The 24,887-nt window shown below is 22.4% G+C and carries 18 protein-coding genes; 5 read left to right on the top strand and 13 right to left on the bottom strand.

Annotated elements, in window-relative coordinates:
* Window positions 1–50 precede the first annotated feature (50 nt).
* Window positions 51–635, bottom strand: a complete 585-nt coding sequence (gene ung / locus D9V65_RS00750; RefSeq protein WP_261978548.1) for a uracil-DNA glycosylase — start codon at window positions 633–635, stop codon at window positions 51–53.
* A 250-nt stretch (window positions 636–885) separates the two neighbouring features.
* Here ung and D9V65_RS00745 point away from each other — a divergent pair, with 250 nt between their 5' ends.
* Complete coding sequence (locus D9V65_RS00745; protein WP_158341688.1) at window positions 886–1,488, top strand: redoxin domain-containing protein; 603 nt, start codon at window positions 886–888, stop codon at window positions 1,486–1,488.
* Between the two features lie 139 nt (window positions 1,489–1,627).
* On the opposite strand, the gene D9V65_RS00740 is transcribed toward D9V65_RS00745, so the two are convergent.
* A complete protein-coding gene (locus D9V65_RS00740; protein ID WP_158341687.1) occupies window positions 1,628–2,395 on the bottom strand; it encodes a DUF2076 domain-containing protein in 768 nt (255 codons plus the stop codon).
* Window positions 2,396–2,953: 558 nt separating this feature from the next.
* On the opposite strand from D9V65_RS00740, the gene gyrA reads away from it, so the two are divergent.
* The 3 genes from gyrA (at window position 2,954) to nrdB (ending at window position 9,182) form a co-directional block, all read left to right on the top strand.
* Window positions 2,954–5,494: a DNA topoisomerase (ATP-hydrolyzing) subunit A gene (gyrA, locus tag D9V65_RS00735; RefSeq protein WP_158341686.1), complete on the top strand. Its 2,541-nt coding sequence runs from the start codon at window positions 2,954–2,956 to the stop codon at window positions 5,492–5,494.
* A 189-nt stretch (window positions 5,495–5,683) separates the two neighbouring features.
* Window positions 5,684–7,972, top strand: coding sequence for a class 1a ribonucleoside-diphosphate reductase subunit alpha (gene nrdA, locus D9V65_RS00730; RefSeq protein ID WP_158341685.1), 2,289 nt, complete (start codon window positions 5,684–5,686; stop codon window positions 7,970–7,972).
* 79 nt (window positions 7,973–8,051) lie between these two features.
* Window positions 8,052–9,182 carry a class Ia ribonucleoside-diphosphate reductase subunit beta gene (gene nrdB, locus D9V65_RS00725; protein WP_158341684.1) on the top strand — a complete coding sequence of 377 codons (1,131 nt, stop codon included), beginning with the start codon at window positions 8,052–8,054 and terminating at the stop codon, window positions 9,180–9,182.
* 225 nt (window positions 9,183–9,407) lie between these two features.
* Here the strand turns inward: nrdB and pta are convergent, their stop codons facing one another.
* The 5 genes from pta to prfA all read right to left on the bottom strand — a co-directional run bounded on the left by pta (window position 9,408) and on the right by prfA (window position 16,156).
* Window positions 9,408–11,519, bottom strand: a complete 2,112-nt coding sequence (gene pta / locus D9V65_RS00720) for a phosphate acetyltransferase (RefSeq protein ID WP_158341683.1) — start codon at window positions 11,517–11,519, stop codon at window positions 9,408–9,410.
* 27 nt (window positions 11,520–11,546) lie between these two features.
* A complete protein-coding gene (locus D9V65_RS00715) occupies window positions 11,547–12,755 on the bottom strand; it encodes an acetate kinase (RefSeq protein ID WP_158341682.1) in 1,209 nt (402 codons plus the stop codon).
* 536 nt (window positions 12,756–13,291) lie between these two features.
* Window positions 13,292–14,101, bottom strand: a complete 810-nt coding sequence (locus D9V65_RS00710; protein ID WP_158341681.1) for a tetratricopeptide repeat protein — start codon at window positions 14,099–14,101, stop codon at window positions 13,292–13,294.
* Window positions 14,102–14,210: 109 nt separating this feature from the next.
* Complete coding sequence (gene prmC, locus D9V65_RS00705) at window positions 14,211–15,074, bottom strand: peptide chain release factor N(5)-glutamine methyltransferase (protein WP_158341680.1); 864 nt, start codon at window positions 15,072–15,074, stop codon at window positions 14,211–14,213.
* Window positions 15,071–16,156, bottom strand: coding sequence for a peptide chain release factor 1 (gene prfA / locus D9V65_RS00700; RefSeq protein WP_158341679.1), 1,086 nt, complete (start codon window positions 16,154–16,156; stop codon window positions 15,071–15,073). The genes prmC and prfA overlap by 4 nt, the downstream gene beginning before the upstream one ends.
* A 581-nt stretch (window positions 16,157–16,737) precedes the next feature.
* Between prfA and D9V65_RS00695 the strand changes: the two genes are divergently transcribed.
* Complete coding sequence (locus D9V65_RS00695) at window positions 16,738–17,685, top strand: ribose-phosphate pyrophosphokinase (protein ID WP_158341678.1); 948 nt, start codon at window positions 16,738–16,740, stop codon at window positions 17,683–17,685.
* A 277-nt stretch (window positions 17,686–17,962) separates the two neighbouring features.
* On the opposite strand, the gene D9V65_RS00690 is transcribed toward D9V65_RS00695, so the two are convergent.
* From D9V65_RS00690 to D9V65_RS00665, 6 genes are all read right to left on the bottom strand, one after another.
* On the bottom strand, window positions 17,963–18,436 hold the full coding sequence (locus D9V65_RS00690; protein WP_158341677.1) for a CvpA family protein: 474 nt from the start codon (window positions 18,434–18,436) through the stop codon (window positions 17,963–17,965).
* A gap of 662 nt (window positions 18,437–19,098) precedes the next feature.
* Entirely contained in the window at window positions 19,099–20,556 is a 1,458-nt protein-coding gene (locus D9V65_RS00685; RefSeq protein WP_187305766.1) for an NADH-quinone oxidoreductase subunit N, read from the bottom strand.
* A 36-nt stretch (window positions 20,557–20,592) separates the two neighbouring features.
* Window positions 20,593–22,101, bottom strand: a complete 1,509-nt coding sequence (locus D9V65_RS00680) for a NuoM family protein (RefSeq protein WP_158341675.1) — start codon at window positions 22,099–22,101, stop codon at window positions 20,593–20,595.
* Window positions 22,102–22,168: 67 nt separating this feature from the next.
* Window positions 22,169–24,043, bottom strand: coding sequence for an NADH-quinone oxidoreductase subunit L (locus D9V65_RS00675; protein WP_158341674.1), 1,875 nt, complete (start codon window positions 24,041–24,043; stop codon window positions 22,169–22,171).
* A complete protein-coding gene (gene nuoK, locus D9V65_RS00670; RefSeq protein WP_158341673.1) occupies window positions 24,040–24,342 on the bottom strand; it encodes an NADH-quinone oxidoreductase subunit NuoK in 303 nt (100 codons plus the stop codon). The genes D9V65_RS00675 and nuoK overlap by 4 nt, the downstream gene beginning before the upstream one ends.
* A 50-nt stretch (window positions 24,343–24,392) precedes the next feature.
* Window positions 24,393–24,884, bottom strand: a complete 492-nt coding sequence (locus D9V65_RS00665; protein ID WP_158341672.1) for an NADH-quinone oxidoreductase subunit J — start codon at window positions 24,882–24,884, stop codon at window positions 24,393–24,395.
* Window positions 24,885–24,887 lie beyond the last annotated feature (3 nt).

Raw genomic sequence — 24,887 nt, 5'->3', positions numbered from 1 at the left:
TTGTTAAAAATTTTATTTAAAATGATCTTAATTTTTAATTAGATATTGTATTACCAAACTATAATTTTTTTTTTTATTTTTAATAATATTTTATTTGTTTTAGAAAAATGATTGCATCCTATAAATCCTCTATGAGCTGATAGTGGGGATGGATGTGATGAAGTTAATATAAAATGTTTTTTTTTATTAATTAATGGTAGTTTTTTTTTTGCAAATGATCCCCATAGTATAAAAATTATATTTTTTTTTAGTTTATTTATATTACTGACAATTTGGTCTGTAAAAATTTCCCATCCAACATTAGCATGAGACATAGGTTTGTTTTCTTCTACTGTTAAAATAGTATTTAGTAAAAGAATACCTTGTTTAGCCCAAGGAATTAGACATCCATTAGTAAACAAACTTTTTTTTTTTAGATCATTATAGATTTCTTTAAAAATATTTTTTAGTGATGGAGGAATTATAGTACATTTAGAACAGACAGAGAAAGCTAATCCATGAGCTTGATTTCTATTATGATAAGGATCTTGTCCTATTATTACTATTTTTATACCATAAAATGGCGTAAATTTAAAAGCGTTAAATATATCTTTTACTTTAGGATATATATTTTTTTTTAATCTTTGTTGTTTTATAAATTTAATTAGATTTAAAAAGTAAGGTTTTTTTTTTCTTCTATTAAAATATTATTCCAAGAATAGTTAATGTTTTTCATTTTTATTAGAATAGATTCCATTTTTACAATGTTTAAATAATTAGTTTTTAAAATATATATACAGACTTATATTTTTTATAAATAATTATACCGCGTAATAACATTTTTTAAAAGTAAAAGATATAAATTGATATCGTTTAAAATAGTTAACATTCTATTAAGGAAAATTTATGGCATTAGTAACATTACCTGCTCCAGATTTTACTGCATCAGCTATTTTAAAAAATGGTAATATTGTAGATAATTTTAATTTAAAAAAATTTATACATAACAAATATTCTATTATATTTTTTTGGCCTATGGATTTTACTTTTGTATGTCCTTCTGAATTGATATCTTTAGATAATGCCTATGTTCATTTTGAAAAACGCAAGGTTCAAATTATAGGTATTTCTGTAGATTCAGTTTTTGTGCATAATGCTTGGAGAAATACTGATCGTCGAAATGGAGGTATTGGACCAGTGCAATATGTAATGGTTTCTGATATAAAGAGAAAAATACAAAAATTGTATGGTATAGAACATCCTATTTTAGGAGTAGCTTTAAGAGCATCTTTTATAGTAGATAAACATGGAATTATTCGACATCAAGTTGTCAATGATCTTCCTTTTGGAAGAAATACACAGGAATTATTAAGAATTATAGATTCTATTGAACATACTGAAACAGCTGGAGAAGTATGTCCTGCGAATTGGAAAAAAGGAAAAGAAGGAATGATTCCTTCTTCATTAGGTGTTAAAAGTTTTTTGATAAAACATAGTAATAGCTTATAATTTTTTATATTTAGTATATATATAACATAAAGTTTAAACCAGCATAGTTATATGATTTTTGCTGGTTTTATAATGATTGGTTTAAAATATTATTATAATTTATTTTGATTTCAGTATATTTGATAAATATAAAATTTATTTATAAATCATTAAGATCATCGATATCGTCGTTATCACTAAACATATCATTTGACGATAGTTCTTCTTCTGTATTATTACTATCAGTATGAAACATATTATGAGAAGACAGTTCTTCTTCTGTATTATTACTATCAGTATGAAACATATTATGAGAAGACAGTTCTTCTTCTGTATTATTTAAATCATCTTTATTATTATTTTGAAAATTAGTATTATTGATATTCTTTTCTATAATTGTGTCATGTTCTATAATATGATCGACATGTTTTTCATTATTATTATGTTGAAATAAATTTGAAAACATATTACCTAATACTACTCCTCCTGCTACTCCTGCTGCTGTTTTAATCGCACTTCCTAAAAAGCTATCATTGTTAGTATTATTAGGATGATTATTATATAGATCGTTAATATTGTTTTTTGGGTTTAATTGGCTATGATTATAGTTTTTTTTTGTTTCTGAAGTAGTGTTATTAATAGAAGAAATTGTATTATTTTTTTGATCTAATGATGAAGAAGATAAAAAATTAGGTTCTTCTTTTTCTTTATAATTTTTTTTTTGTAACTCTAATTCAGTATTTAATTTTTTAATCACGCTTTCTTGAACTAAAACTGTTTGTACTATATAATAAATGGAGTTTGGTTGTTTTAGTATTAAATTTTTAATGTATTTTTCAGCTTCTGTATTTCTTCCTGGAAACTTTTCTTCATTTTTTTTTAATTGATTAAACAAATTTTCAATAAGATTTTTTTCTTCTTGTTTCATGAAATATATATCCTAAAATTAAATGTTAGTTGTAATTTTTAATATGTATTGCACTATTGTAGTTAGATAGGTATGTACATATAATTATTACAGTTTCGAATACGTATGATTTTTATTATATAATCGCATATCATCATATTTTATAAAATACTACAAAATTATATAATTAGTTAATGTCATTTATTGTAATAAATTTACAAAATTTTAATATGATGTTAAGAATTATATATTTTATATGTATAAAATTTTTATAAATATATCATTTTAAGTAAAATATTACTATGTTTATTGTTTTTTATTTTGTTTAAATATATGTGTTTATTAGTATAATAAAGCATTAATAATATTGTATTAATGCTTCTATTGTTATAGATATAAAGTAGAATTAAATATTATATTAATGTAAGTATATATATTTTCAATAAAATAGTTGATAGGTAGTTAACACTAATTAAATTCTTATCTAAAATAGAGAAGATCATAGAATTAATTTAATAGTATTATATATAAATTATATTCGTTTTTTGCGTAATAAAAAATGTAAAGGATAATTGTTTTATGTTAGATGATTCAAGAGAAATTGAAAAAGTAAATATTGAGAAAGAATTAGAAAAATCGTATTTAGATTATGCTATGTCAGTTATCATAGGTAGAGCTTTACCAGATGTCAGAGATGGTTTAAAACCAGTACATAGAAGAATACTATTTGCTATGAGTGTACTTGGTAATTATTGGAATAAACCATATAAAAAATCAGCTCGAATTGTAGGAGATGTTATTGGAAAATATCATCCTCATGGTGATTCAGCAGTTTATGATTCTCTTGTTCGCATGGCTCAAAATTTTTCTTTGCGCTATATGCTGGTAGATGGACAAGGAAATTTTGGATCTGTAGATGGCGATTCTGCAGCTGCTATGAGGTATACGGAAGTAAGAATGTCAAAAATAGCCTACGAATTATTAAGTGACTTAGACAAAGATACAGTTAATTTTGTAAATAATTATGATGAGACAGAAAAAATACCAGATATTCTTCCTACAAAAATTCCAAATTTATTAATAAATGGGTCTTCTGGTATAGCTGTAGGGATGGCAACTAATATTCCTCCTCATAACTTAAAAGAAGTAATAGATGCTTGCTTGGCGTATATTGATAATAGTAATTTGAATGTACAAGATCTTATGAAATACATACCTGGTCCAGACTTTCCAACTTCTGGTATAATTAATGGACAATCTGGTATAAAAGAAGCTTACAGTACAGGAAAAGGAAAAATATATATAAGATCTTGTACAAATATAGAAATAAACAAAAAAACTAAAAAAGAATCGATAATAATTTATCAATTACCATATCAGGTAAATAAATCTAAACTAATAGAAAAAATTGCTGAATTAGTGAAAGAAAAAAGGATTAGTGGAATAACTGCTTTGCGAGATGAATCAGATAAAGATGGTATGAGAATTGTAGTAGAAATAAAACGCGAAGCTATATCAGAAGTTATATTAAATAAGTTATATTTATTAACACAATTACAAATTTCTTTTGGAATTAATATGGTAGCATTATGTAATGGACAACCAAAAATAATGACATTAAAAGAAATAATACATTGTTTTATTAAACATAGAAAAAATATAGTAAGACGTCGTACGGTTTTTCAACTAAAAAAAATTATGAATGAAGCTATAGTATTAGAAGGATTTACTATTGCTTTAGGTAATATTAAAAGAATGATTCAACTTATTCAAAATGCTTCTAGTTCTTTAGAAGCTAAAAAAATTCTATTATCTAGAAGATGGATAGTGAATAAAATAGATTTTATAAATAATATTTATAAAAAAAATGCAATACTACAATCAATAAATATAAACCATGCATTTATTAATACTAATAAAAAATATTTATTAAATGAAAAACAAGCTCAAGCAATTTTAGATTTACGACTATATAAATTAACGCATTTAGAAAAAAATAAAATTTTTAGCGAATATAAACAAATTGTTATCGAAATTCAAAAATTAGTAGATATATTAAAATATTCTGAAAACTTGATTAATGTAGTTAAAACTGAATTAAAAGATATTTCTAAGAATTTTAAAGATATAAGAAGAACAAAAATAATAGTTGATCAATCAGATGTTACTATAGAAGATATTATCAATAAAGAAGATGTTGTCGTAACTCTATCTCATTCTGGGTATGTGAAATATCAACCTATATCCGATTACAATGCTCAAAAAAGAGGTGGTAAAGGAAAATCTGCTACTTCAATGAAAGAAAAAGATTTTATTGCAAGTTTGCTTGTTGCTAATACTCATGATACGATTTTATGTTTTTCTAGTAAAGGAATTATCTATTGGATGAAAGTGTATCAATTACCAGAAGCGAGTAGACATGCTAGAGGAAAACCTATTGTCAATTTATTACCTTTAAGTTATAAAGAGCGAATTACAGCTATTTTACCAATTAATAAATATAATCATGGTATAAATATATTTATGGCAACAGCAAAAGGAATAGTAAAGAAAACAAGATTATCAGAATTTAAACGCCCAAGGAATAAAGGAATTATTGCAATAAATTTACGAAATGATGATGAATTAATTGGTGTTGCATTAACAAATGGAACAGATCATGTTATGTTATTTACAAAAAAAGGAAAAGTAGTGCGTTTTGCTGAAGATAAAGTTAGAACTATGGGAAGAGTAGCATCTGGAATAAAAGGAATAAAACTGGATGAAAAAGATAAAGTAGTTTCTTTAATAATCCCGCGTGGATCTGGAAATATTTTAACTGTTACTGAAAATGGATATGGAAAACAAACAAAATTATCAGAATTTCCTGTAAAGTCGCGTGCTACAAAAGGTGTGATTGCAATTAAAATAACTAGTAAAAATAAGATAATGATAGGTGCTATACAAGTTGTAAATAATAATCAAATTATGATTATAACTAATGCTGGAACTTTAGTAAGAACGAGGATTTCAGAAGTATGTATTTTAGGAAGAAATACACAAGGAATAATATTAATAAGAACTACTTCTAAAGAAAAAGTAGTAGCTTTACAAAAAGTGAACGAATCTATTTTAGATTAATTAATTCTATAAGTATATATACATATATATATATATGGTAATAAATTAACAAGTTGTTATGTACAACTATATTATTTTGAGAATGATAAAATTATTAATTTTGTTGTTTATGCATAATAATTGTATTTAACAAAAATTATTATGTTTATTTTTATTAGTTAAAACGAAAAAAGTATAGGTATATGTTATATGAATGATAGGTTATTTGTAACTAAGCGAAGTGGTAGAAAAGAAATAATTAGTTTAAAAAAAATTAATCAAATATTAAATTGGGCTGCAAATGGTTTAAATAAAATTTCTTTGTCTAAAGTTATATCTCGTTCTAAAATACAGTTTTATAATGGCATACAAACCATTAAAATACATGAAATAATGATAAAATCATCTGCAGATTTAATTACAGAAGATGCTTCTGACTATCAGTTTTTAGCTGCTAGATTAACTATTTTTTATCTTAGAAAAAAGGCATATGGTCAATTTCATCCACCTTCATTATATGATCATGTGATAAATATGGTAAAAAAAGGGAAATACGATAAGCATTTATTGGAAGATTATTCTATAGATGAATATTTAGTTATGGATTCATGTATAGATCATTATAGAGATATGAATTTTTCATATGCAGCTGTTAAACAATTAGAAGGAAAATATTTAATTCAAAATAGAATTACTGGTAAGATTTATGAAAGCGCTCAGTTTTTATATATGCTAATAGCAGCTTGTTTATTTTCTACTTATCCTAAAATTAATAGAATGACATACATTAAGAAGTTTTATAACGCTATTTCTACGTTTAAAATTTCTTTGCCTACTCCTATTATGTCAGGAGTGAGAACTCCAATACGTCAATTTAGTTCTTGTGTTTTAATAGAATGTGCTGATAGTCTTGATTCTATTAATTCTACAGCTAGTGCTATCGTAAAGTATGTTTCTCAAAGAGCTGGTATTGGAATAAATGTAGGAAGAATTCGTGCTATAGGTAGTTCTATTAGAAATGGAGAAACGTTTCATACTGGTTGTATTCCATTTTATAAATATTTTCAAAGTGCAATTAAGTCTTGTTCTCAAGGTGGAGTAAGGGGAGGAGCAGCTACGCTATTTTATCCTATTTGGCATTATGAAGTAGAAAGTTTATTAGTTTTAAAAAATAATAGAGGAATTGAAGAAAATAGAGTTCGACATGTAGATTATGGAGTGCAAATAAATAAATTAATGTATGAGAGGATTTTATCTGGAAAAAATATTACATTATTTAGTCCTTCAGATGTTCCAGATTTATATAATTCTTTTTTTTGTGATCAAAAAAAGTTCAAAACATTATATTTAACATATGAAAAAGATAAAAATATAAGGAAAAAGTGTGTAAAAGCTACTGATTTATTTTCTTTAATTTTAAATGAAAGAACTTCGACTGGTAGAATTTATATTCAGCATGTAGATCACTGTAATTCACATAGTCCTTTTAATTCTGATAAAGCTCCTATTCGTCAATCTAATTTATGTTTAGAGATATTATTACCTACTAAACCTTTAAATGATTTAAATGACGAAAATGGAGAAATAGCATTATGTACATTATCTGCATTTAATTTAGGAAAAATAAAAAAAATAGAGGATTTAGAAGATATAGCAAATATTACTGTAAGAGCTTTAGATGCTTTATTAGATTATCAAAATTATCCTATTATTGCTGCTAAAAATAGTGCAATAGGAAGAAGAGCTTTAGGTATTGGAGTGACTAATTTTGCATATTATCTTGCAAAAAATAATGTTCGATATTCTGACGGTAGTGCTAATAAATTAACTCATAATACTTTTGAAGCTATTCAATATTATTTACTGCGTGCTTCTTCTAATCTAGCAAAAGAAAAAGGTCCATGTAGTTTGTTTCACGAAACTAATTATTTTAAAGGTTTATTACCAATAGATACGTATAAAAAAAGTGTAGATGAAATATGTAATGAACCATTAAAGTTTAATTGGGAATCTTTAAGAAAAAAAATAAAAAAATATGGATTAAGAAATTCTACTCTATCAGCGTTAATGCCATCAGAAACATCGTCTCAAATTTCTAATTCTACTAATGGAATAGAAGCTCCAAGAGGATTTATTAGTATTAAAACTTCAAAAGATGGAATATTAAAACAAGTTGTACCAGATTATGAAAAATTAAAAAATAAATATGAATTATTATGGAGTATACCTAATAATCTTGGGTATTTAAAATTAGTTAGTATTATGCAAAAATTTATAGATCATAGTGTTTCTACTAATACTAATTATGATCCAGAATTATTTTTAAATGGAAAAATTCCTATAAGGCATTTATTGAAAGATTTATTAATTGCTTACAAATTTGGTTTAAAAACTTTATATTATCAAAATACACGTGATAGAGCAGGAGAACTTGAATTAAATAATAAAAAAAATTCTGATTTTTTTGATCATTGTGATAATGGCGCATGTATTATATAGAGTATAATTTATGTTGTTTTTAGTAGCATATATTTATTCTTTAAGATGATGTTTAAACATATAATTGGTTATTAATTTTATGAAATATTCTACTTTTTCAAAAAAAAACAACAATCAGTTAAAGGAACCAATGTTTTTTGGGCAATCTGTCAATATTTCTAGATATGACCAACAAAAATATGAAATTTTTGAAAAAATAACAGAAAAACAGTTATCTTTTTTTTGGAGACCAGAAGAAATTGATTTATCTAGAGATAAAATTGATTTTGAAAAGTTATCTAAACAGGAAAAACATATATTTTTAAGTAATCTAAAATATCAAACTTTATTAGATTCAATTCAAGGAAGAAGTCCTAATGTTGCTTTTTTACCAATAGTATCTATTCCAGAGTTAGAAACTTGGATAGAAACGTGGTCTTTTTCAGAAACAATTCATTCTAGATCGTATACTCATATTATTCGAAATATTACTAATAGTCCTTCCAGTATATTTCAGGATATTATTGTTAATAAACATATTATAAATAGAGCTATAGATATTTCGCGTTATTATGATGAGTTAATAACAATGACTCATTACTGGCAGATTTTAGGAGAAGGAAAACATATTATTAATAATAAAATGTTAAAAGTTAGTTTAACTGAATTAAAAAAAAAATTATATTTATGTTTAGTTAGTGTAAATGTATTAGAATCTATAAGATTTTACGTTAGTTTTGCGTGTTCTTTCGCTTTTGCAGAGAGAAAGTTAATGGAAGGTAATGCTAAAATAATTAGGCTTATAGCTAGAGATGAATCGTTACATCTAACTGCTACTCAGTATATAATTAATATTATATCAAAATTTGATATGCATGAAGGTATGCATAAAATTGCTAGTTCATGTAAAAATGAATGTTATTTAATTTTTAAAAATGCAGCTAATCAAGAAAAAATTTGGGCAAAATATTTATTTAAAAACGGTTCAATGTTAGGATTAAATACTAGTATATTATGTCAATATATTGAATATATAACTAATATTAGAATGAAATCAGTTGGTTTAAAAACAATATTTCCTACTTGTTCTAATCCTCTTCCATGGATTAATTCTTGGTTAATGTCGGATAATGTACAAGTAGCACCTCAAGAGGCAGAAATAAGTTCGTATTTAGTAGGACAAATCGATTCTAATTTAAGTAGTAATGAATTTAAAAATTTTAAATTATAAAATATTAATTAATTATCTGTAATAAAATCCAAATAATTGTATTAAATATTTATACTTATATATATTTTGTATTTATTTAGATAAATATAATAGTAAGTGTATTTATTTTTTATTAAAAAAAAACTTTTTATTAAAAATAAATGATTATTGTATAGAAAAGTATATCTAATTCGTTATCTATATTTTATAGAAATTTTTTTTAAACATATATTAATTAAATTATTTTTAATTTAAATATGATTGAATTACTGTTATAGCTGTTGTGTATACAATATCTTGTATTGAGGATCCTCTAGAAAGATCATTTACTGGTTTTTTTAATCCTTGTATTATTGGTCCTATAGAAATTAAATTATTAGATTGTTGAACTGCTTTATATACAACATTTCCAGTATTTAAATCTGGAAAAATAAATATAGTTGCTTTTCCAGATACTAGAGAATGTGGAATTTTTATTTTTCCTATTTCATAGTTTATGGCTGCATCATATTGAATTGGACCTTCAATAATAATATCAGGATGACTTTTTTTTACTATCTGTATAGATTTTTTTATTATTTCAACAGAGCAGCCTTTTCCTGAATTACCAGTAGAATAAGAAATCATCGCTATAATAGGGGTTATTTTAAATTTTTTTGCAGTGTTAGCTGATTGTATAGCTATTTCTGCTAATTGATATTCGTTTGGTGAAATATTAATAGCACAATCTGCGAAAATTAGTACTTTTTCTTTAAATAACATAAAGAAAATAGATGATATTAAAGAATTTTCTTTATTTTTTTTAATTAATTGAAATGGTGGTATCAGTGTATTGGCAGTAGTTTGTTTTATTCCTGCTACAATACCATCAATTTCGTTGTTTTCTAGCATTAAAGTAGATAAAACCATATTGTTTTTTATATAATGATTAGCTTTTTCTATGTTCATTCCTTTATGTTTACGTAATTGAATTAAACGTGTTATATATTTTTTTCTTATAACATTAGGATTAATTATTTTTATTCTTTTATTAATTGAAATATTCATTGTTGACGCAGTTTTATATATTTTATTTGGATCTCCTAGTAATATGCAAGAAGCTATGTTTTTTTTAGTACAAATATTTGCGGATTGTATTATTTTTTTTTCTTCTCCCTCTGTATATAGAATAGTTTTTTTTAAATTAGAACATATTTTTTTTAAAAAATATTTAAATTCTATAGCAGAAAATTTAAATGGTAGGGTTTTATTTTTTTTTGTATTATTTATATGTACAATTTTTTGCAGATAAATAGAAATATTTTTTTTTATATTCTTTATGCGAATAGTATTTAGATTTATTTTTTTTAATTTTATGTTTTTTAGTTTAGATATTAGTTCAGGCGTATTCATTTCTGAATATAAAAAAGAAGGATTTTTATTAAATTTTTTGAAATAGTAATGTTGTATGTATAAACTATTTCTTTTGTTAGTATTTAGTAATAGAATAACAGATTCATTTAATTTTTTACATAAGTCATTTATATGAATTCTATTTTTTAAATCGAGAATAAATAATGTATTCATTTGACATGCATGATTTAGTGGGATTTTTTCATTTTCTGAAATAGTTATAGAATTTATAGATATGAGATTTATGTTTTTAATATTCATTTTTTTAATATGTAGTATTGAACATATCTTTTTTAAAGAAATAGAGAATAATTGAATATTCCAAGGTATAAAAGAAATATTTTTACATATTGATAATTTTTGAATTTTATTTATAAAATTACTGATTTTTATTTTTTTATTTTTATTATTATTGATTAGATTTTTAATATTGTTAGGATTGTTTATTTTATTAATAACTAATGCTTGTACTTTAATTTTATTATTATTTTGTATTATATTATTAATATAATCTATTTTTTCTTCAATATGATTTGAATTATTTTTTTTAAAATCTGTAACAAAAATAACGTTAGTTTTTATTTCATTAGCGATCTTTAGATTTAATTCAATATTTGTATTATCTAGATATTTGTTTTCTTCAATTCCTTCTATTAAAAAAAATTTTTTTTTAGTTTTATTATTTCTATATTTTTCATATATTTTTTCTATAAAATCAGAAAAATTTTTTTTTATTTTTAAATCAGTAATTTTATTTATAAGAATAGAATTTATGGTAGCGGATAATTTATTTTGTTTTATTATTAGCGTAGTTAAAGATGAATTTTCTTTGTTTTTTTTAATTAAGAAAGGTTTTAAAAAAATAGAAGAGCAATTTTTTTCTTTGATAGACTTAATGAGTCCTAGACTTATAGTTGTTAAACCAACATCATATCCTATCGGTATTAACATAATAGTATTATTCATATTTTTAATTTTAATTTTAAGTGAGATTTAAATATGTGATATTATTTTAGCTGTTTCTTGAGCAATAGCTATTTCTTCTTCTGTTGGGATAACTAGTATAGGAATACTAGTATTTTTATTAATAAATCGCGGTTTTTTAGTATTTTTTTGATTGTTGTATTTATTATCAATGAATAAACCTATTAGAGATAATCTTGAAATAGTTAATTTTCTTACTAAAGAAGAGTTTTCTCCTATTCCTCCAGTAAAAACAACAGCATGTAATTTTCCTTTAATAGCACAGGTGTATCCGCTAATATATTTAGCTAGTCTATAACAAAAAATATCTACAGAATTTTTAGCATTGTTATCAATAAAGTAATTTTTTTCAGAATAACGGAAATCACTAGTTTTTTTATTTATAGCTTTAATTCCAGATTGTAAAGTTAGTATATTATAAATATCATGTATTTTTATTTTTAAATTTTCATGCATATAAAATATTATAGCTGGGTCTATATCTCCACTTCTAGTTCCCATTACTAAACCTTCTAGAGGAGTTAATCCCATAGAAGTATCTACACTTTTTCCTTGACAAATTGCTGTTATAGAACATCCTCCACCTAAATGACAAGTAATAATATTTAAAGTATTTTTAGGTTTTTTTAACATTATAGTAGCTTTTTTATATACATAACTATGACTAATTCCATGTGCTCCATAACGTCTTATTTTTTCTTTTTTATAAAAATGGTAAGGAATAGCATACATATGTGCTATTTTCGGGATAGTTTGATGGAATGATGTATCAAAAACAGCAATGTTTTTAGTAGAAAGAGAAGGAAGTATACTCATAGATAATTGTATTCCTAATAGATTAATAGGATTATGTAAAGGAGCAAAGCAAGACATATTCTTTATATTTTGTATTACTAAATCATTTATAAATACAGCATTTTTTGTTTCATTTCCACCATGAACTACCCGATGGGATATAAATTTAAGATTATTCAAAATATTACTATGTTTCAATATAATTTTAGAAAATATAAAATGTAATGCAGTTTTATGATTACTATATTGTTTTAAATTATGTTTATGATAATTTTTATATGTTTTCCAAGAAATAGAAGGATTTTGTAAGGTTAAACAATCTGCTAAACCAAAAATATGTTTTTCATTGTTATATATATCTATAATAGAAAATTTTATAGAAGAACTTCCACAATTAAGAACGAGAACAAGTATTTTTTTCATAGTGGTCTAATATTATATAATTAAGTATAAAATGATGTGTATTATGGTAATTAACTATTTTTTAGAATTTTAAAATAGAAAAATTATTATTTTTTATACATAATACATATATACACATATTATTAAAAAAATAAGTAAATTTAAAATTTTTGAATATATGAAACAAATTTTTATATACTGTTAACAGTAATATAATGATTTTAGTTTAATTAGTTAAATATAAGTATAAGTAATAAAAAAATATTTTTTTGAAATGAATAATAATTTTTAAATGTAGATTTTTCATTTAAAAAGATATATATATATTTAATATATATTTGATTAGTTTTTACATAAATAAATATTAAATTCATTATAATACAATTATTTTAATACTTATTACATTATTGTTTGAATATAGAATTAAAAAAAAATTAAACAAAATTGTAAAATATTTAGTAGTTTAAAATGAGTATGTATATATATATTTTGAATTTCATTCAATACAATGTGATTTTTTAATAAATTAAAAAGTTGTTTTTTTTAATGTTAATAATTTAGTGAAAACTCGTTTTTTTTTGTTCAATAGTATGTATTTGTATTTTTATTAGTTCACTTATAGGGTCATCTGGACATTTTTCGATAAAATAATTTAAGTCTTGCAGTGATGCATTATAACATTCTAGTTGAGCGTAAATTAATCCTCTATCGCGAATTTCATATGGATTATTTGGATTTATTTCAAGTAATACATTACTTGTATTTAATGCTAATTCCATTTTTTTCTCTTCTATTAAAGAAGTTTTAAGGGTATTTAATAATTTTTTTAAAATTGAAATAGGAGTTGATTCTTTTAAATCTGACTTTTTTAGTTCAGATGTTGGGCTAATATTTCCTTTTATCCACATATCTAATGTACGACGATCTATAGTTTCTCCATTTAGCGGATTAAAAAAACATATAGATTTATTTACATGAAAGTATTTTAAAATTAATTGAGTAGGAAATAATATAGGAGTTAACGTTAAGTTAATTTCTTTTGCAAGATGCATGAGTAATATTCCTAACGATAAAGCTATTCCTTGACGTGTTTTTAGTACTTTATCCATCCATAACATATCGGATAGTTGGTATTTTTTTTTCGCTCCTCCAAATTTCCATCGAAAAAAAAATAAATCTAGTAATTTTTTTACTTGAAGTTCATTTGTTACTTCTACTGAAACGTATATTTTTGCTTCTTCTATTTTATTTTTTAAATCAGATAATACATATGAGGAAGGAAAATCTTTATCTATTTTTTTAAATGCGTCAATAATAGTATGAAAAAGTGATGATTTAGAGAAATCAATATTTGAAAATGATAACATTTTTTTCCTAATAAGAGTAATATGTAGTTATTTTCAATTATTATTAAATTTTAAAGGTAATTTAATAAAATGTGGTTTTTTTTATTTAAATAAATGTAATAATTTGTAATTATGAATTATAATTAATGTGTTTATTATATTGTATATATGGTTTATTTCCAATAGTTATTCTATAGTTTCCTCCATAATCTTTATAAGATTGAACATGTAAAAAACCTTTTTTTTTTAATATTTGTTTTACTTGATTTTTCTGTTGAAATCCATGTTCAATAATGATCCATCCTTTAGAATGTAAATATTTTTTTGCATTATTGATAATTATATTTATATATCCTAATCCCATATTAGGAGAATATAGTGCTATTTTTGGTTCAAAAGATAGTTCTTTATTACGATTTTTGAATTCTTTTTTATTTATATAAGGAGGATTACTTACAATCATATGAAATTTTTTTTTTATATTAGAAAACCAATTACTAATGAAGAATGTAGTGTTGTTAATATGAAGTTTTTTAGAATTATATTTTGCCATGAGAATAGCATTTTTGTTTATATCTACTCCTGTAACAAAATAATTATTATTCATGCTTGCAATAGATATAGCAATATTTCCGCATCCAGTACCTAGGTCTAGTATTGTAGCTTTTTTATTTCCTAGAAGAAATATTGCTTTTTCTACTAAAATTTCTGTATCTGGCCTAGGTATTAAGGTATATTTAGATATATGAAAATTAAGGGACCAAAATTCTTTTTTTTTGGTAATATAAGCTATAGGTTCTAGTAAATATCTTCGTATAAGTAATTTTTTTAAATGTTTTATTTCTTTACATGTTAATTTTTTTTTTTCATGAAATATAATATATTCTTTATTTATTTTTAATACATACATTATCAGTAGTTTTGAATCTAGTTGTGCAGAATGAATGTTAGATAATTTTATAGTAGATTTTTGAATCCATTGTTTTATATTCATAACTTTTGTTCAGATAAAGAATGTAGAATATTAGTGTTATATTGTTCTTGTAGTGGTTGGATAAGTAAGTCTAGTTTTCCATTCAAAATTTCATTTAAAGAATATAAACTTAAATTTATTCGGTGATCAGTAACTCTATTTTTATGAAAATTATAAGTTCTATTTCTATCAGATCTTTCTCCGGTTCCTAGTAAATTTTTTCTAGTCAATGCATTTTTTTTATTTTTTCTTTCTTGTTCTAAGGCGTTAACTCTAGCTGTTAATATAGATAAAGCTTTTGCTTTATTTTTATGTTGAGATCGTTCATCTTGACATTCTACTGTTTGTCCGGTTGGAATATGTGTAATTCTAATAGCTGAATCTGTTGTATTAACGTGTTGACCTCCTGCTCCGGATGAACGAAAGGTGTCTATTTTTAGATCTTTTGTTTTAAGATCTATTCTTTTAGATTTAGGTAATTCAGGCATTATAGCAACAGTACAAGTAGAAGTATGTATACGACCTTGTGATTCTGTTTTAGGAATTCGTTGAACTCTGTGTCCTCCAGATTCAAATTTTAATTTTCCAACTACTCCTTTTCCTTTTATTCTAGCTATTATTTCTTTAAATCCTCCTTGTTCTCCTTCGCTGATATGAATAATATTTGTTTTCCATAGGTATAAATCTGCATATTTTGCGTACATTTTAAATAAATCACCAGCAAATATAGCTGCTTCATTTCCTCCAGTAGCTGCTCTAATTTCTATAAAACAACTATGTTCATCGTTAGGATTTTTAGGTATTAGTAATACTTTTATTTTTTTTTCTATTTGAATACAAATTTTTTTTAATTTTTTTAATTCAGATTCAGCTATTGATTTTAGTTCTTGGTCATTTAACAATAGTTTAGTTTTTTTTATTTCTTTTAATGTTTTCTTCCAAGTTAAGAAGTTTTCTATTAAATTCGAAATATTAACATATTCTTTGGATATTTTTTTAAAATGTTGTTGATCTTGAATAACATTTACATCAGATAGCATAATTTCTAATTCATAATAACGTTTTTTTATTTCTTCTAGTTTTTTTATTATAGAAGGATGCATCGTTTTTATATACCTTGTATTTTATTGTAAGTAATTTAATTAAATTTTATTTAGTACAATTTTTTTTATTGATCTTAGTGGGTTAATTTTAAAAAAAATATATATGAACATATATAATATATATTTTTATATTTTACAAATTTCAAAACTTTTTTTGAAAAGTAATTATGTTTTTTTAATTCAATTAAAAAAAATTTTAAATTTTTTTTAAAATAAAATAAATAATAAATAGGTAATACAGTATTTTAAAAACATTATTGACATGTAATTTTATCTAAACATGAATAAAATTATTATAAATTTGTCATAATGTTTTATGATATAAAATATTGTATACGATATTTTATATTAGTAATATATTTTATGTTTAATTATAAAAAATGACGTTTTATTATATATGGTTTAAGTTTATTTATATTTTTTTTATAAGTGTTTAATTCTACATAAATAGATAAAAGTAAAATTTTTAGTTTTACATAGAAAGTTAATAAAAAAATTGTTTTGTAGTTTGAATAATCAAAATAATTTTTTCAGTAGAGTGAAAAAATAAATAAATACTAGTTTAAACATAAAGAGGTTTTATGTCTGAAATGAAATTATTTTCTGGGAATTCTATTCCAAATTTAGCTAACTCAATTGCTTTATGTTTATATACTACATTAGGACGCGCTGTAGTTAGTAAATTTAGTGATGGAGAAATTAGTGTTGAAATTAATGAAAATGTAAGAGGTAATGATGTTTTTATAATTCAGTCTACTTGTTTTCCTACTAATGATCATTTTATGGAATTAGTTGTTATGGTGGATGCATTAAGGAGAGCTTCAGCAGGAAGAATCACAGCAGTAATGCCTTATTTTGGGTATTCTAGACAAGATCGTAGGGTTCGTTCTGCTCGAGTTCCTATAACAGCTAAAGTAGTAGCTGATTTTTTATCTAACGTAGGAGTAGATAGAGTGTTAACTGTTGATTTGCACGCAGAACAAATACAAGGTTTTTTTGATATTCCAGTAGATAATGTTTTTGGAAGTTTAGTTCTTTTAGAAGATATTGTTAAAAAACAGTTAAATAATCCTATAGTTGTTTCACCAGATATAGGAGGAGTGGTACGTGCTAGAGCTGTTGCTAAGTTATTAAATGATGTAGAAATGGCTATTATTGACAAAAGACGTCCTAATACTAATTTATCTCAAGTTATGCATATAATAGGAGATGTATCAAATAGAGATTGTGTATTAATAGATGATATTATTGATACAGGAGGGACTTTATGTAAAGCTGCTAAGGCATTAAAGGAAAGAGGAGCTAAGCGTGTTCTTGCTTATGCTACTCATCCTATATTTTCTGGACAAGCTTCATCAAATTTAGAAAAATCTCTGATAGATGAAGTTGTTGTATGCGACACAATTCCTCTAACGGAAAAAATAAAAAAAATTAATAAAGTTCGTACTTTAACGTTATCTGCTATGTTAGCAGAAGCTATTCGTAGAATTAGTAATGAAGAATCTATTTCCGAAATGTTTGAACATTAATTAATTTTTTTAGTAAAACTGATTATTAATTGTATTAAATAATATATTGATATAGAAAAATACTTTTAATAATTTTTAATAGATATACGTATTATTTAGATTTTCATGAAAAATCATTTAAAACAATAGCATAAATAAACTTTTTATTTTATAGAAAATTTTATTAATAATAATATAACTATATTTATATTAATAAAAACTAATATTATTAATTAATGTAAATTAATATTCGTTTTATAATATATGAAACATATTGTTATTATTATTTTTTTATAACTTAAAAATATTGTGTTTTAATAAAAATTAATATTTTTTTTATAAAATAATTAAAATAAGGTATTAGTATAGATTGTTTATAACAATGACTTGTACTAAAAGAAGTAAAAGTATTTAATACAAAAATTAAAATAGAAATTAATATTGTTCCTTTTATAAATCCAAATGCTAATCCTAACATTTTGTTTGTTTGACCACAGCCTAATTGGAGAATAAATTCTGTTAAAATATATTTAGAGCATGATTCAAGTGTTATTATTATGATAAATAAGAGAAAACACATAATAAAATTTTTTAAAATTTTATTATGTATACTAATAAAGTGTTTAGAAAAAAAAGAATAATAATTTATAGAAATATAGATACTTGTAATCCAAAAAAAAATAGATAATATTTCTTGAAAAAAACCTTTTAAAAAACTTATTAAGCAAGAAATAAATAATGTTAATATAATTAAGTAGTCTACTAATACCATAATATTTTTCCGTTTAGTTGGTTTAGCATATTAAAACTAGTTAATATTAATATTTATTATGTAAATTTTAGATGGTATATTTTTAATATTATTGATATAAATAACTTATAAATGTAATTTACTATATATAAAAATATTAATTTAAATGAAGTATAAGATGCAGAAATAATTATAAATTTTTATTGTTATTATTTGAAATTCAATTTAATTAAATTGAATTTATGAAATAACTATAAGTTTTAAAATAAAATTATTTTTTTGGAAAATATTAAAATTTATTTTTAAATTCATATGTTGCATTGTTTAAATCATTCAACATTCTCATAAAAAATTGAATATATAAAGAATATTAACAATAATATATGCGTAAATTTATTTTTGTATAATTTATAATTCGTTTTATTTACATATAAAATAAAAATTTTAACTATATTTAATAGACTATAAAATTATTATATTAAATGGTAAATCGTTATATATAAAAATAAATAGTATATATATTTTTTTAAATGATTTAATTTTATCAAAAATAAATTTTTAGATTTTTATAGTGTTTTACGATTTTTATATTTATAAAACATATTTATAAATAATAAAGCATTATTTATACATACAAATTTAGAGTATCTTTTATAAGATATAAAATAGTTAATAATTATAAATTATAATAGATTAATCAAAATTTGTGGATATATTCCTAAAATTATAATCATTAAAGAAAAAAAACATATAATTGATTGTGAACTGTAGATAATATAGTTTGTTTTTTTATTTTTTGAATTTGTAAAAGTGTTTGATTTTTCTTTATTTTTAATAAAAAGAGTTTTTATTATTCTTATATAATAATATAAACTAATAACTGTTCCAAAAATAGTTCCTATAGTTAACCACCATGATTGATTATTTATTGCTAGCAAGAAAATAAATATTTTATTTATAAATCCTATAGTAAAGGGTATTCCAGCAGAAGATAAAAGAGCGATAGTAAAAGCTATAGTTAATAATGGATATTTCCAAAACAATCCAGAATAAGAATATAAATTTTTTTCAGACTTATTTTTTTGATCTTTTTCTATTACACAAATAGTTCCGAAAATAATAATATTACTTAATGTATATCCTATAATATAAAGTAGTATACTTTCTATAGAAAAAGTATACGTGTCGCTTTTTAGTAAAATAAATGGAATAAGTAAATAACCAAAATGAGAGATAGAAGCATAACCTAATAACCTTTTTATATTTTTTTGAAAAATAGCTAGAGAGCTTCCAATAGTTATAGAAAAAAAAGATAGAGTTTTTAATATTAGTATCAGGAAGTGTAATTTTACATTTATTAGCAATAAATATAATTTAATTATAATAAATAAAAAAGTTGTTTTAAAGGAAGTAGAATAATACATTAGAGAAGGCATAGGAATTGATTCATATAGATCTGGGGTTAAGAAATAAAATGGAAAGATAGATAATTTTAATAAAATAGATATAAAAATTATAAAAAATCCGCTTATAACAATTAATTCTTCTTTATGTGAATTAAAAGTTATCATTTGTTGAATTTCTTTGAAATGAAATTCACCAATTATAGAATAAATTAGTGTTATTCCTAGCAATAAAATTGAAGATGATATAGTAGAAAAAATAATATATTTCCAAGAAGATTCTATTAAATTTTTTTTATGTGTATTACATGCTAGCAATCCGCAAAATGGGATAGAAATTAGTTCTGTAGCTACAAATAAAGAAATCATATTTGAAGATATATTTAACATTAAGCATCCTAATGTAGATAATAGTAATAAAATATAAAATTCTTCTTTTTTAAAGATATTTTGGTGCAACCATGTGTAGGAAAACATGCAAATTATAATTGTAGTACACAAAATTATATTATTTATAATTAAAGATATTTGAGTTATTTTAAATAAGTTAGAAATATTAGCAGGAATATTATTATTATTAATACAAGTAGATGTAATTAAAGATATTATTAATCCTAATATAGTAATAAAGAAAGATAATTTATGATTTCTTTTAATTGAAATACATATTATTGATATTAGTATAGTTAAGAATAGTATAGAATACGGCATAAATAAAAAAAATATATTATTTAACATATAGAATGCAACCTTGTAAATATTAATTATACACATTTAATATGTGTATAATAAATTTTTTAAAATTTTATTTAAAGGGTAAGAAGAAATATATCCTATAGTTTTAGGACATAAACCTATAATTATTATTAACAGTATTAAAATTATAGTTTGTATTTTTATAAATTTCTTTTTATGAAAATCGGTATAAAAATGTAGAGATGTTCCAAAATACATATTATATATGATATACATGGAGTATGTAGTAGCTATAACAAGACCAATAGAAATTCCAATAGATAATACATGGCAATGTTTAAAACTTCCTAGTAAAATTAATAGTTCTCCCACAAAATTTCCAGTTCCTGGAATGCCTAAATTAGCTAGTAAAAAAAATAAAAAGCTTCCGGATATCCATTTTTTACAACAGTCTGCTATTTTTATTTTTTTTAAGTTATAAGTGTTAAACTGAAAATATAAACATTGAATTAAAATTAATAATCCTGATGTAGACAGCATATTTGATATTGTATAAATAATTAATCCTTTATAAGATGTAATATTAAATAGATATGCTCCGATAAGCATGATGCCAGCATGAGATATAGAAGTGTAAGAAATAATTTTTTTTATGTTTTTTTGTCTAATAATTAAAAAAGATCCGTAAAAAAAAGTAAATAATCCTAATAATATTGCGTATTTAGAAATATAAATTGAAGTTGTAGGAAATAAAGAAATATTAAAACGTAATATTCCGTATAAAGAAGTTTTTAATACTACACTGACTAAGTCAATAGAAGAACTAGTTGGAAAACTTTTTTGTAAATCAGGTAACCATCCATGAAAAGGAATAATCGGCATTTTAACAATAAAAGGAATAAAAAAACCCATCATAATAAAAAATTCTGTCCAAAATGTTAATTTGATATTTTTTAAAATATTGTAATCAAAGGTCAGTATGTGAGAATCATTATAATTTATTACAACTAAATGTATAATTGCAACAAGCATTAATAAACTAGATAATTGAGAGTAAATTAAAAATTTATTTGCAGAATTAGTTCTATTATTAATACATAATGAAGAATTTCCCCAAAAAATAGTGACAAAATAAATAGGTAATAATATTAGTTCCCAAAAGCAAAAAAATAAAAATAAATCTATAGATAAAAATATACCTATAGTACAACTTAATATACATAATAGATTAGAGTAAAACATTCCTGTAGATTTATCGAGTTCATTCCAATGACAAAAAATAGAAAATATTCCTAATAATCCAGTTGTTACTAACATTAAAATAGATAATCCATCAAGGGCTAAATGGAAATTTATTCCTAATTGTGGAATCCATGGAGTACAGTATTCATAATTCCAAAAAGAATGGTGTAAATAATGTAGATGATGAATATAAAATTCAGAATATAGTATTTTACAAGTGATTAATAGTAGAGCAGTGGTTGTAAATAAAGCTATCCAACGTGGAAATTTAATATTGTAAAATGAAGATAAATAACATAATATACTTCCTAAAAATGGAAGTATGATTAACACATTAAGTAACATTTTTATAGCCTATTAGTATGATATTTTATAGTGAATTATACAAATTAATTATTAAATTTATAAATTTTTATAGATAAGTTGTACATAAAAAGTTATGAATATAAAGTAAATAAGTCGTGCTTGTCATGATAAGAAATATGTACCAACGTATGTATCCTGAAGATATTTGTAAAAATAAATTATTTGTTTTTTTTAATATTTTAACAGGAAAAGTGCAAATTATTGATATGGGATCATATCTTAATTTTGAAGTTATAAAAAAAAATGGCTTTACTAATATATAAGTATATATTTTTTCAAGTCCAATTTGTGTATAGAATAATTTTTTAAAATTACTTACTAATGTAGAGCTTAAAAGTTTTTTAGAAAAAATATTATTTGATCCCCATAAAAAATATGCGCATAAAATACCAAAAATACAAAATATACTAGACACTATTTCTAATATACTTTTTTTATTATCAAAAATATTTGTAGTATAGTAAAATTGAGTTACATTACAAATGATTAAATAACCAATAACAGTAGAACATATTGCTAATATTAGTAATGGAAGATCATGTATTAGTGTCATTCTTTTTTTGTATAAATTTATTGATTGATTACTGTGGAACAAAATAAAAAACATTCTAAATGTATAAAGAGAAGTTAAAAAAATACTTGAAAATCCTAATAATAAAAATAAAGTGTGTTGTTGATTTAATAACGCATACAAAATAAGTTCTTTACTGTAAAAACCAGATGTAATGATAGGAAAAGATACTAAAGAACTACTTCCAATTAGAAAAAAAACATATAATAATAGTGGTTTTTTCTTTATAGATCCTAGTTTAAATATATTTTTTTCACCATTGTTTAAATTAATTAATGATCCTGCTGATAAAAATAGTAAAGCTTTAAAAAAAGCATGATTAATTAAGTGTAAGAAAGCAGCGTTCCATGCTTGTATTCCAAGAGATAAAAACATGTAACCTAGTTGACTAATAGTAGAGTATGCTAAAATTTTTTTTATATCTTTTTCAAATAAAGCACAAAAACTAGATAAAATTAAAGTAACGACTCCAATTATACTAATAATTTCTAACGTTTTTGGACATAAACACAGTAAGATATGAGTTCGAATAATTAAATATACTCCTGCTGTTACCATGGTAGCTGCATGAATTAAAGCTGAAACAGGAGTTGGTCCTACCATAGCTTTAGATAACCAAATGTGCAGTGGTACTTGTGCAGATTTTCCGATAGATCCGATTAATAAACAGAAAGATAAAATATACAAGTTAAAAGAGCTTATTATTGACCAATTGTGAAAATGAATAGATTTTATTTTTATCAATTCAAAATTTAAAGTTCCAAAAATATAGTGTGTTATTAATATAGAAAATAGAAGAAAAATATCACTAGTTCTAGTAATTAAAAAAGTTTTTATTGAATTTATTCCATTTTCTATTTTAGAATTGTAAAATCCAATAAGTAAAAAAGAAAATAGTCCAACTACTTCCCATCCAATATACATGAGTAATAGGTTGTTAGATAATATCAGTAAAATCATTCCAGAAATAAAAAAATTGATGTATGCAAAAAAAGAAAATTTATTTTTTTTAAATTCCATATATGATATTGAATAGGTATAAACTAAAGTTCCTATGATTGTAATTAGCATTAACATTGATAGTGAAAATTGATCTAAAAACAAACCATTAAATAAATTATAAGAATTCAAGTTAAAATCAAATATTGTCAATACTGGGTAGTTAAAATTTTCTAATAGATTTTTTTGAATAAATATTTTGTATGTATAAATAGTAGATAGTAAGGATAAAATCAATCCTGAAATACCAAAAGCATGATTTATTTTATATGAAAATGTTTTTTTGAAAACAGTTAATAATAAAAAAGAAATTACTGGAGATAAGATTGTTAAATATATAATATGGTTCATTTTTTTATCTCATTTAATAAATCAATATTTAATGTTTTATGAATACGATATAATTGTAATAAAAGAGCTAGTCCAATAACTGAATCGGTAGCAGCACAAGTAAGAGTGACAAGAAAGAATATTTGTCCATTTATATCATCCCAGTAAGAACTTAAAATAGCTATAGATAGTCCTGTGGCACTTAGTATGATTTCTATACTAATAAGAGTAAATAGTGCATTTTTTCTAATTATTATTCCTGTTATTCCTAAAAATAATAATATAAATGAAAAAGATAGACTATTAAAAAGAGAAATCATTTTTTTTCCTCATTTTAAATTGAATACTATATTTTTAGTTATTTATAATATTAAAATAAATTTTTTTCTATGTATAAAGAAACAATTAAAGCAGATAATAAAAGTATAGATATTAGTTCTACTAATACTATATAATTAGTAAATAAATTACCTCCTATTAACTGAGTATCAACAATACTAATATGTATGTTCTTATTATTAAATGTATTAAAAATAGGATTTAATGTTTTTTTTAATATTATAAAAATAATAAATAAACCTATAAAAAGATAAATTTTTTTGAAATAAGTAAGGTTTAGATCCGAAATATGTTTAATATTAAGCATCATAATTATAAAAATGAATAAGACCATAACAGCTCCAGCGTATATGATTATTTGAACTGAAGCAGCGAAAAAAGAACCGAATAAAAATAATATACTTGATATACATAAAAGAGAACAAAGAAGATATATTATTGCGTAAATTGGATTTTTTTGAAATATAGTTAATAGAGTTGAGATAATTGAGCATGTTGCTAATAAGTAAAATAATATTTGCATATG

This window comes from Buchnera aphidicola (Anoecia oenotherae) (genome assembly GCF_005080765.1).
GTDB classification, from domain to species: Bacteria; Pseudomonadota; Gammaproteobacteria; order Enterobacterales; family Enterobacteriaceae; genus Buchnera_E; species Buchnera_E aphidicola_AB.
This window is presented reverse-complemented; position numbering and strand designations above follow the sequence as displayed.

Excerpts from the sequence above, each read along its gene's own strand:
- D9V65_RS00685 (WP_187305766.1), bottom strand. The coding sequence starts at position 20,556 with ATGTTAAATAATATATTTTTTTTATTTATGCCGTATTCTATACTATTC.
- gyrA (WP_158341686.1), top strand. The coding sequence starts at position 2,954 with ATGTTAGATGATTCAAGAGAAATTGAAAAAGTAAATATTGAGAAAGAA.
- prmC (WP_158341680.1), bottom strand. The coding sequence starts at position 15,074 with ATGAATATAAAACAATGGATTCAAAAATCTACTATAAAATTATCTAAC.
- D9V65_RS00710 (WP_158341681.1), bottom strand. The coding sequence starts at position 14,101 with ATGTTATCATTTTCAAATATTGATTTCTCTAAATCATCACTTTTTCAT.
- D9V65_RS00690 (WP_158341677.1), bottom strand. The coding sequence starts at position 18,436 with ATGGTATTAGTAGACTACTTAATTATATTAACATTATTTATTTCTTGC.
- prfA (WP_158341679.1), bottom strand. The coding sequence starts at position 16,156 with ATGCATCCTTCTATAATAAAAAAACTAGAAGAAATAAAAAAACGTTAT.
- D9V65_RS00715 (WP_158341682.1), bottom strand. The coding sequence starts at position 12,755 with ATGAAAAAAATACTTGTTCTCGTTCTTAATTGTGGAAGTTCTTCTATA.
- pta (WP_158341683.1), bottom strand. The coding sequence starts at position 11,519 with ATGAATAATACTATTATGTTAATACCGATAGGATATGATGTTGGTTTA.
- D9V65_RS00695 (WP_158341678.1), top strand. The coding sequence starts at position 16,738 with ATGTCTGAAATGAAATTATTTTCTGGGAATTCTATTCCAAATTTAGCT.
- nrdB (WP_158341684.1), top strand. The coding sequence starts at position 8,052 with ATGAAATATTCTACTTTTTCAAAAAAAAACAACAATCAGTTAAAGGAA.
- nrdA (WP_158341685.1), top strand. The coding sequence starts at position 5,684 with ATGAATGATAGGTTATTTGTAACTAAGCGAAGTGGTAGAAAAGAAATA.
- D9V65_RS00680 (WP_158341675.1), bottom strand. The coding sequence starts at position 22,101 with ATGTTACTTAATGTGTTAATCATACTTCCATTTTTAGGAAGTATATTA.
- D9V65_RS00675 (WP_158341674.1), bottom strand. The coding sequence starts at position 24,043 with ATGAACCATATTATATATTTAACAATCTTATCTCCAGTAATTTCTTTT.
- D9V65_RS00740 (WP_158341687.1), bottom strand. The coding sequence starts at position 2,395 with ATGAAACAAGAAGAAAAAAATCTTATTGAAAATTTGTTTAATCAATTA.
- D9V65_RS00745 (WP_158341688.1), top strand. The coding sequence starts at position 886 with ATGGCATTAGTAACATTACCTGCTCCAGATTTTACTGCATCAGCTATT.
- D9V65_RS00665 (WP_158341672.1), bottom strand. The coding sequence starts at position 24,884 with ATGCAAATATTATTTTACTTATTAGCAACATGCTCAATTATCTCAACT.
- nuoK (WP_158341673.1), bottom strand. The coding sequence starts at position 24,342 with ATGATTTCTCTTTTTAATAGTCTATCTTTTTCATTTATATTATTATTT.